Source organism: Actinocorallia aurantiaca, from assembly GCF_039533685.1.
GTDB lineage: Bacteria > Actinomycetota > Actinomycetes > Streptosporangiales > Streptosporangiaceae > Actinocorallia > Actinocorallia aurantiaca.
Genome location: NZ_BAAATZ010000056.1, coordinates 1 through 719, shown reverse-complemented (window position 1 = coordinate 719; position 719 = coordinate 1). Strand labels below are relative to the sequence as shown.

General features: G+C 72.5%; 1 protein-coding gene. It reads left to right on the top strand.

Translation table 11 applies throughout. The features are described 5' to 3' along the window. On the top strand, positions 1-601 hold a 601-nt coding region (locus ABD327_RS37275; protein ID WP_344458502.1), incomplete at its 5' end, for a hypothetical protein. Positions 602-719 lie beyond the last annotated feature (118 nt).

Sequence of the window (719 nt, the reverse complement as noted above, 5' to 3'; positions counted from 1 at the left end):
GCTGAACGCGGTCATCGGCCCCCTGGCCGTTGACGGCCTGATGGTCGTGTGCGGGTTCGCCCTGCTGGCCATCAGCCGGCACAAGGCCGCCGCCGACGAGGCCGCCGTGTCGGATGTCGTGTCGCAGCAGTCCGACATCCCGACCGACACCGCCCCCGACACGACGCCCGCCGTCGCGGTCAACGAGGGCGACATGACGGCCGACAACGACCGCGACATGACGGCGGTCGTCGCGACATCCGAGGGCGACGCGACGCCCGACTTTGACGCCGTCATGTCGCCCGACAACGCGACGCCGACCGCGACATCTGACCGCGACACGACGGCCGTTGAAGGCGACATCGATGAGGGCGACATGACGCCCGACAACGTGCGGCCGCTGCCCGTGGCCGACGAGGTGTCGCGCGACATGAAGCCGGTCGGCCGCCGTCCGCGCGTCGTCGCGACCGACGACCACACCGACCGGGCGCGTCGGCTGCTGGCCGATGACCCCGACATCAAGGGCGCCGAGCTCGGCCGCCGTCTGGGCCTGAGTGAGCGTCAGGGCCAGCGGCTCCTTGCCACCCTGCGCCCGGTCCTGCAGGAGGTGCAGACGTCATGAACGCCCCCCACGAGCACGACATCGACCACGACGCGACGCGCCTGGACGGCCTCCCGGCGGCCGCTGAGTCCGCGCCGCTGGCCGTCCCCGACTCCTACCCGCCCGCCGTCATGTCGCC